The 7,475-nt window shown below is 63.9% G+C and carries 11 protein-coding genes; 7 read left to right on the top strand and 4 right to left on the bottom strand.

What is annotated here, in order from left to right:
• The 3 genes from B4N44_RS00055 to thiD all read right to left on the bottom strand — a co-directional run.
• A partial coding sequence (locus B4N44_RS00055; protein ID WP_296695398.1) for an aminotransferase class III-fold pyridoxal phosphate-dependent enzyme occupies positions 1 to 353 on the bottom strand: 353 nt, incomplete at its 3' end.
• Positions 350 to 985, bottom strand: a complete 636-nt coding sequence (thiE, locus tag B4N44_RS00050) for a thiamine phosphate synthase (protein WP_296695391.1) — start codon at positions 983 to 985, stop codon at positions 350 to 352. The genes B4N44_RS00055 and thiE, both read right to left, overlap by 4 nt.
• Positions 982 to 1,773 carry a bifunctional hydroxymethylpyrimidine kinase/phosphomethylpyrimidine kinase gene (gene thiD, locus B4N44_RS00045; protein ID WP_296695389.1) on the bottom strand — a complete coding sequence of 264 codons (792 nt, stop codon included), beginning with the start codon at positions 1,771 to 1,773 and terminating at the stop codon, positions 982 to 984. The genes thiE and thiD overlap by 4 nt, the downstream gene beginning before the upstream one ends.
• Before the next feature lie 225 nt (positions 1,774 to 1,998).
• On the opposite strand from thiD, the gene B4N44_RS00040 reads away from it, so the two are divergent.
• The 6 genes from B4N44_RS00040 to erpA all read left to right on the top strand — a co-directional run bounded on the left by B4N44_RS00040 (position 1,999) and on the right by erpA (position 5,734).
• Positions 1,999 to 2,163, top strand: coding sequence for a rubredoxin (locus tag B4N44_RS00040; protein WP_007191431.1), 165 nt, complete (start codon positions 1,999 to 2,001; stop codon positions 2,161 to 2,163).
• Positions 2,164 to 2,282: 119 nt separating this feature from the next.
• Entirely contained in the window at positions 2,283 to 2,792 is a 510-nt protein-coding gene (locus tag B4N44_RS00035; RefSeq protein ID WP_296695373.1) for a DUF5063 domain-containing protein, read from the top strand.
• Between the two features lie 81 nt (positions 2,793 to 2,873).
• On the top strand, positions 2,874 to 3,251 hold the full coding sequence (locus B4N44_RS00030) for a HesB/IscA family protein (RefSeq protein WP_296695369.1): 378 nt from the start codon (positions 2,874 to 2,876) through the stop codon (positions 3,249 to 3,251).
• A gap of 109 nt (positions 3,252 to 3,360) precedes the next feature.
• Positions 3,361 to 4,392 carry an N-acetyl-gamma-glutamyl-phosphate reductase gene (gene argC, locus B4N44_RS00025; protein ID WP_296695366.1) on the top strand — a complete coding sequence of 344 codons (1,032 nt, stop codon included), beginning with the start codon at positions 3,361 to 3,363 and terminating at the stop codon, positions 4,390 to 4,392.
• A gap of 92 nt (positions 4,393 to 4,484) precedes the next feature.
• On the top strand, positions 4,485 to 5,246 hold the full coding sequence (locus B4N44_RS00020) for a DUF6776 family protein (RefSeq protein WP_296695364.1): 762 nt from the start codon (positions 4,485 to 4,487) through the stop codon (positions 5,244 to 5,246).
• A gap of 137 nt (positions 5,247 to 5,383) precedes the next feature.
• Positions 5,384 to 5,734 carry an iron-sulfur cluster insertion protein ErpA gene (erpA, locus tag B4N44_RS00015; protein WP_296695361.1) on the top strand — a complete coding sequence of 117 codons (351 nt, stop codon included), beginning with the start codon at positions 5,384 to 5,386 and terminating at the stop codon, positions 5,732 to 5,734.
• Here the strand turns inward: erpA and B4N44_RS00010 are convergent.
• Positions 5,731 to 5,940 carry a hypothetical protein gene (locus B4N44_RS00010; RefSeq protein ID WP_296695359.1) on the bottom strand — a complete coding sequence of 70 codons (210 nt, stop codon included), beginning with the start codon at positions 5,938 to 5,940 and terminating at the stop codon, positions 5,731 to 5,733. The genes erpA and B4N44_RS00010 overlap by 4 nt on opposite strands.
• Before the next feature lie 255 nt (positions 5,941 to 6,195).
• On the opposite strand from B4N44_RS00010, the gene tyrS reads away from it, so the two are divergent.
• Positions 6,196 to 7,404, top strand: coding sequence for a tyrosine--tRNA ligase (tyrS, locus tag B4N44_RS00005; RefSeq protein WP_296695357.1), 1,209 nt, complete (start codon positions 6,196 to 6,198; stop codon positions 7,402 to 7,404).
• The last annotated feature ends 71 nt before the right edge of the window (positions 7,405 to 7,475 follow it).

Here is a 7,475-nt window from a genome sequence, read left to right as displayed (position 1 = left end):
GCCTCGGTGCCGGAGCTGACCATGCGGACCATGTCCATGCTCGGGACCAGCTCGCAGACGCGGTCGGCCATGGTCGTTTCCAGCTCGGTCGGGGCGCCGAAGGAGAGGCCCTTCTGGATGCGCTCCTGCACGGCCGCGATGACCTGCGGATGGGCATGCCCGAGGATCATGGGCCCCCAGGAGCCGACATAGTCGACATAGCGCTTGCCGTCGGCGTCGATCGCGTAGGCCCCGGAGGCGCTGTCGAAGAAGACCGGATCGCCGCCCACGCCGCGAAACGCGCGCACCGGCGAATTCACGCCGCCGGGGATATGGCGTTGCGCGGCTTGGAAGAGATCATGGGATCGGCTCATCGGGGGTCTCCGTCGACAAAGAGTGAGGCATAGGCGCGCGCCGCGGCGGCGAGGTCCGGCTGCGCAAAGACACCGGTCACGACCGCCAGCATCCGGGCGCCCGCCGCGATCAATAGCCCGCCATTTTGTGGCGTGATCCCGCCGATCGCAACCGCGGGAATTCGAAGGCTGTCGCGTGCGGTGCTCAGAAGCTTCACGGAGGCGCGCACCGCATGCGGTTTGGTGGCCGAGGGGAAGAAGCTCCCGAAGGCGACATAGCTGGCCCCGGCCTGTTCGGCGGCCTTGGCGAGGGCGAGGTTGTCGTAGCAGGAAACGCCGATGATGGCGTCGTCTCCCAGGTGTCGCCGGGCCGCGATCGGGTCGCCATCGTCTCGTCCGAGGTGCACCCCGTCGGCGCCGATTTCCCCGGCGAGTGCCACATCGTCGTTGACGATGAAGGGCACCCCGGCAAGACGGCACACGCTCCGGACTGCGGTGGCCTGCTCGTGTCGAAGCCGTCGATCCGGTCCCTTGTGGCGATATTGGACGAGCCTGGCACCGCCCGAGATGGCCTGTGCGACCCGCTCGGCGAGGATGCAGGGGGCGTCTGTAGTATCCGGGGTAATTAAATAGAGTCCGTCGAGGTGTGTCATCGGTCGAGTACGTAAAGGCGATTGGGTGTCAGTTGACAGCGGCCGGTCCGCAGCGCCCGATCGAGGCTCTCCCAGGTGTAGGCTTGGGCTTCTGCGACGGCCTCCGGCATCGCCGCCCCGAGCGCGAGACGGGCGGCGATCGCGCTCGCCAGCGTGCAGCCCGAGCCGTGATACTCCCCGGCCAAGCGCGGCCAGTCCAGGCGTTGTTGAAGTCCCTCGGCGTTGAACAGCCAATTGGTGACGTCGGTCGTGTCGTCGTGCGTGCCCGTGATCAGGACCCATGATGCGCCGAGCGCGAGCAGGCGCGACGCGCAATCGGATGGGCCGATGGCGCCGGTCAAGGTTTGCGCCTCCGGCAGATTCGGCGTGACGAGCGTGCTGCGGCGGATCAGGCTCACCCGTAATCGATCCAGCATGGCGGCGTCCGCGACTCGCTGCCCGGCGCCGCTGGCGAGGACGGGGTCGAGGACCATCGGAAGGCCGGGGTTTTCGTCGATCAGCGTGCCGAGGAGGTCGATCAGCGGGACGCTGCCGATCATGCCGATCTTGAGTGCGCCGGGGATGCAGTCGCGCAATAGGGCGCGACACTGCCCCTCGACATGCTCGGGGGCTTGCGGATAGACGCGCGAAAGCCCGCAGGTGTTTTGCTCGGTCAGCGCGCTGATGACGGTGACCGGAAAGGCGCCCGCGGCCCGCACGGCCTCGGCATCGGCGAGGATGCCGGCCCCTCCGCTCGGGTCGTGTCCGCCGACGCAGAGGACGACGGGTCGATCGTTGATCGTGCTCATGGGATTCAGTCTCGTCTGTGCAGCCGACGTATGGGGCCGGATCGCCCGCGCTCGAACCCGCCGCGGAGCGTGTTCCGCCGAGGTCCGGAGACGATTCGCCCGAGCTTCGTTGAAATCCGAGTCGACCCGCCCGACCATTGGGGCGATTAAACCCCGATGCGCTCATGGATGTCGATCCCGACAAACCCCGCGCGCCGGGGGCCGGAACTGCGACGGAGCAATTCGATGAAGACCTATATGTGTGTGATCTGCGGTTTGATCTACGATGAGGCCGAGGGTTGGCCCGACGACGATATCCCGCCCGGGACGCGTTGGGAGGACGTTCCGCTCAACTGGAAGTGTCCCGAGTGCGGCGCAGGTAAAGATGACTTCGAAATGGTCGAGGTCTGATAGACCGCGACCCTGGAGACCCTGCGACGCCGAGCGGCGGATCGACGGACGTGTGTGAACCGCGTCACGGACTCGGTAGAGACCGCGCATCGCGGATTTTCTCGTCTACACTCCTTGACATGGATGCGATCGCGGAACGACAGGCGAGCGGACTCGAGGGCCTTGAGGTTGCCGGGCTCGCTAGGCGGTATTGTGATCTCATCGAGGCGTCGACGGGCGGGCATCCTCGGCAATGGCTGCGGGATGTTGCGAGCCTGCTGCCGCGTCTGCAGGCAGCCATCTCATCGGTGTCGGCCCCGGTCTCGGGCGTTGTTCCGACGAGCGTGGTGGATCTCGATGCGCGCTTCGAGCTGTTCTGGCGCCTGCATGATCTGCTCGCCGATCGCGACGGCTACTGGCTGGAGTTCGATCGGGCCAGCGAGGGCGCCGACGGGATGACCGGGAGCTTGGCGGACGATCTGACCGATATCTATTGCGAGCTGAAATCCGGACTCGGGCTCTATGCTCGTCACCCCGAGTACGCGTTGCGCGGTTGGGCCTACGGGTTCGATCGTCACTGGGGCCGACATCTCGTCGATGCCGAGCGCCACCTCACCCTACTCGCGGCTCAGGGTCGGCTTGAGCTTTGACCCTTGAACTTGCGGTAGTATAATAGTCAAGTTTTCTGCTAGCCTTATATGCTGTTTCGATTTGTCAAGAGGTCGAGTTCTATGTCTGCGGTGTTGAATGAAATGGAGCTGACGCTGACCGCGCCGGCTCAGGCGAAGATGGCCGATCTGTTCGAGCAAGTCGACGACAGCGTACAAGGCGTGCGTGTGTTTGCGACGTCCGGCGGCTGCAGCGGTATCAGCTTCGGGATGACCTTCACCGACGCCATCAACGACGACGACGGCGTGCTGGCCTGCGACGGCTTCAAGGTCGTGGTCGACGACGGTACGCTTCCCTATCTGCGCGGTGTGGAGATCGACTTCGTCGATCAAGGCGACGGCAATGCGACCTTCGTCTTCAACAACCTTCCGCAGGTCGGCGGTGGCGGAGGCTGCGGGTCTTGCGGATCCTCGTCGGCTTCGGGCGGCGGTTGTTCCTGATCCCGCTCGCTCGGCGTCGCCTCGAAACGAGAAGCGGCTTATGCCGCTTTTTCAGTTGGGGCGATAGAGGATCGCATTCTGCTTTTCGCACGTTCGGAGTCGGGTCGGTATGGTGAGGGTCGGAATCGTCGGCGGCACGGGTTATACGGGTGCGGAACTCTTGCGGATCCTGGCGCGGCATCCGGCCGCGGCGGTTGTGGTCATCACCTCCCGCACCGAGGCAGGGGTTCCGGTGGCCGAGATGTTTCCGCATCTGCGGGGACGGCTGGATCTTGAGTTCACGTCGCCCGACGAGGGTGCGCTGGCTGAATGCGACCTCGTCTATTTCGCCACGCCCAACGGAACGGCCATGAAGGCGGTGCCGGACCTGCTCTCGCGCGGCGTGCGCGTCATCGATCTGGCTGCCGACTTTCGGCTGAAAGATCCCGCACTTTGGGAAACCTGGTACGGCATGCCTCATGCCTGTCCGGAGCTTCTTGCCGAGGCGGTCTACGGGTTGCCGGAGCTCAATCGCGATGCCGTGCGCGGCGCGCGACTGGTGGCGAATCCGGGTTGCTATCCGACTGCAGTGACGCTCGGGTTCGTTCCTCTGCTCGCCGCCGGAGTCATCGATCCGAGCTGGCTGATTGCGGATGCGAAGTCCGGCGTCAGCGGTGCCGGGCGCAAGTCGTCGACGGGTCTGTTGATGGCCGAGGTCGGCGAAAGCTTCAAGGCCTACTCGGTCGGTGGACACCGGCATGCGCCCGAGATCGCTCAGAACCTCGAGCGCTTCTCCGGTTCCGCCTTGAATCTGACCTTCGTTCCCCATCTGGTCCCGATGATCCGCGGGATCGAGGCCACGCTCTATGCGCGCTTGACCCGATCCGATGTCGATCTCGACGACCTCTTTTCCACCTATTACGCGGGCGAGCCTTTTGTCGATCCGATGCCGGGAGGAGCGCATCCGGATACCCGCTCGGTGCGCGGTGCAAACCTCTGCCGGATGGCAGCGACACGCCAAGGTGACTCAGGTGTCGTCGTTGTCCAGTCCGTGATCGACAACCTGGTGAAGGGCGCGGCAGGGCAGGCGGTTCAGAACATGAATCTGATGTTCGGCATCGAAGAGTCTTCCGGGCTGGATGCATTGGCTTTGCTGCCCTGAGGGTCGGGTCCGTTTGACACCGATGGAGCCGGGTATGTCGATGCCCAACCGCCCCATGTCGCGGATCGTCGGTCCGGATGCGTACGAATCCCATGCCTGATTCATTGCGACGCCTCTCCTACCGGCTGCTGGCGGGTGGTTTCTATGCCGTTCTCTTGGCCGCGGCGCTTTGGACGGGGTTCGAGTTCGGCCAGAAGCGCGTGACGTCGCTCCTGGAACCGCAGCTGGCTGCGCTCGATACGGAGCGGCTGGAGCTGGTGGCGGTGCGCGACGCATTGCGCAGCGACCTAGCCGAGGCTGTGCGCGAACAGGTCATTGCCGAGCGCAGTCGTCAAATCGATCGGGAGACGGCGCGTGCCCTGACCCAACAGCTCAAGGCAGCGCAAGACGCACGCTTGGACTTGAGTCGGGAGCTTTTGTATCTAAAGCGACTGGTCCAAGAAGGCGACCGAGGTGCAATCCGGGTTCATGATGTGCGCCTCGTCTCCGACGGGCGCCCCAAGGCGTTCCGCTATGCCTTCGCGCTGACCCAAGTCGTGCCGGGATTTGCTGAAACCAGAGGCCACATTCGGTTTGAGATCGAAGGGCGGAATCCTAGCGGTGCGGTGACATTGTCGCTCGCGGATCTCCCTAGCGCGGAGCCGCGAGCCCTACCGATCGCGCTGGAGTATCTTCAAAGTTTGTCTGGGGCCTTCGAGCTCCCCGGCGATTTCGAGCCGACCGGTCTTCTGATCGGGGTCGAACCTTCGGACGATCGCTTGATACCGACGTCGGAATCCTTCCCTTGGGCGCCGACGACAGAGGCCCCGTCTCCGAGCGGGTCGCTCGAGGAGGCGGCGTCTCGAGATTCTTGATGCGGCTTGATCCAAACCGCCGAATCCAGAGGTCCCACCCATGGCCTGGCTCGCCGACCGGCCCTGTGCGCTTGAAAAAACCAACGAAGAGCATAGGATAAAGAGCCAGAACTCATCAACTCGAGAGCCGACCTGTTATGACGACCGAAATTGCCGCTGATGTCCCGCTGGTTTTCACCACCTCCGCAGCATCCAAGGTGGCCCAATTGATCTCCGAGGAGGGCAACCCCTCGCTGATGCTACGGGTTTACATCCAGGGTGGGGGATGCTCGGGCTTCCAATACGGCTTTACGTTCGATGAGGAGGTTCAGGACGGCGACACCGAGGTTGTCACGGACGGCGTCACCTTGCTGGTTGACCCCATGAGCCTCCAGTACCTGACGGGCTCCGAGATCGATTACACCGAAGGTCTGCAGGGCGCTCAATTCGTGATCCGCAATCCCAACGCGACCACGACCTGCGGTTGCGGCTCGTCCTTCTCGACCTAATCCTGTCCCGGTCGCGTCGACGGCTCGGCCGTCGATGTTGTTTCTGCCGGTGCCTTCGGTGGGATCGCCAAGGGAACGACGCGCGGGTTGCGCGGCTCGACGGGGGTTCCTGCGGCGGTCGGTTTTTGAGAGAACCACTGTAAAGCGGTGTAGCCCAAGAGCCCGAGCGCGACCACGGCCAGGAGGACTGCGACGATGCGAAGCATCTTGCTGCGCGCCTTGCGTCGCGGCCATTCCGTTTGTCGAAATTTGTAGTCTCGCATCATTGAGTCGAAGACAATGCTCGGAAAAGTCCAAGTTTTCCAGGTACCTAGTAGTGTAGTCCCAAACGCGGTCAACCGACAAGTCACGACCGCGCGGAGGTACATCGGAAACCTCGACGGCTTGTCGGCCCCTTTTCTCCGTCGTAACCTGCTCGGCTTCTTCAGCTGAACCCCTAAAGGGCTGGACGACCGAATATCATGGAGCAACTCGAACGTTCGCTCGCGCTGATCAAGCGCGGGACCGACGAAATCCTTCTCGAAGACGCGCTGCGGCGCAAGCTCGCACTGGGCCGTCCCTTGCGGATCAAGGCGGGTTTCGATCCGACCGCCCCGGATCTGCATCTCGGGCATACCGTCCTGCTCAACAAGCTGCGTCAGCTCCAAGATCTCGGGCATGAGATCCTCTTCCTGATCGGCGACTTTACGGGGCTGATCGGTGATCCGACGGGCAAGAGCGCGACCCGCAAGCCGCTCTCACCCGAGCAGATTCAGGAAAATGCCAAGACCTACCAGGATCAGGTCTTCCGGATCCTCGATCCCGAGCGAACGCGTGTCGTCTTCAATTCGCAGTGGCTCGAGCCGCTCGGCGCTGCCGGCCTCGTGCAGCTGGCGGCCAGGCATACAGTCGCGCGGATGCTCGAACGCGACGATTTCGCGAAACGCTACAAGGCCGGGCAGCCGATCGCGATCCACGAGTTTCTGTATCCACTGATCCAGGGCTACGACTCCGTCGCGTTGCAGGCGGACGTCGAGCTGGGCGGGACCGATCAGAAGTTCAACCTCTTGGTCGGGCGCCAGCTTCAAGAGGCATACGGACAGGAGCCGCAGGTCGTCATCACCTTGCCGATCCTGGAGGGGCTGGACGGCGTCCAGAAGATGTCGAAGTCTCTGGGCAACTACATCGGCATCACGGACCCTCCCGAGGAGATGTTCGGCAAGATCATGTCGGTGTCCGATGAGCTCATGTGGCGCTATTTCGAGCTGCTCAGTACGCGCGACCTCGCCGAGATTCAGGCATGGCGGGACGCTGCGGGCGAGGGCGCGAATCCGCGCGACATCAAGTTCGAGCTCGGCCTCGAGCTCGTCGCACGATTCCATGACGCCGCGAAGGCGCGAGCTGCGCTCGAAGGCTTCGTGGCCCGCTTCCAGCGCGGTGCGCTGCCCGAGGAGATCCCGGAGCGAGTTCTGCCTGCCGGAGAGGGCGGCGTGCTGCCGATCGCCAATCTATTGAAGGATGCGGGCCTCGTCGGCAGCACCTCCGAGGCGATCCGCTTGATCGGCCAAGGGGCGGTGCGCGTCGACGGCGAGCGGGTCGAGGACGCACGACTGTCCTGCGCGGCGGGCAGCCAGCATATCTACCAGGTCGGCAAGCGCCGCATTGCGCGGATCCGACTGACCGCGGGTTGATGGGCAACGGGTCGTCGAGGATGCGACGCGTCGAACAAGTCGAAAGGGTCTTGACAGTCGATCCGATTCGG

It is taken from the genome of Thiocapsa sp. UBA6158, assembly GCF_002423035.1.
In the GTDB taxonomy this organism is placed as follows: domain Bacteria; phylum Pseudomonadota; class Gammaproteobacteria; order Chromatiales; family Chromatiaceae; genus Thiocapsa.
Note: the sequence above shows the minus strand (reverse complement) of the source record. Positions and strands in the feature narration are given on the sequence as shown.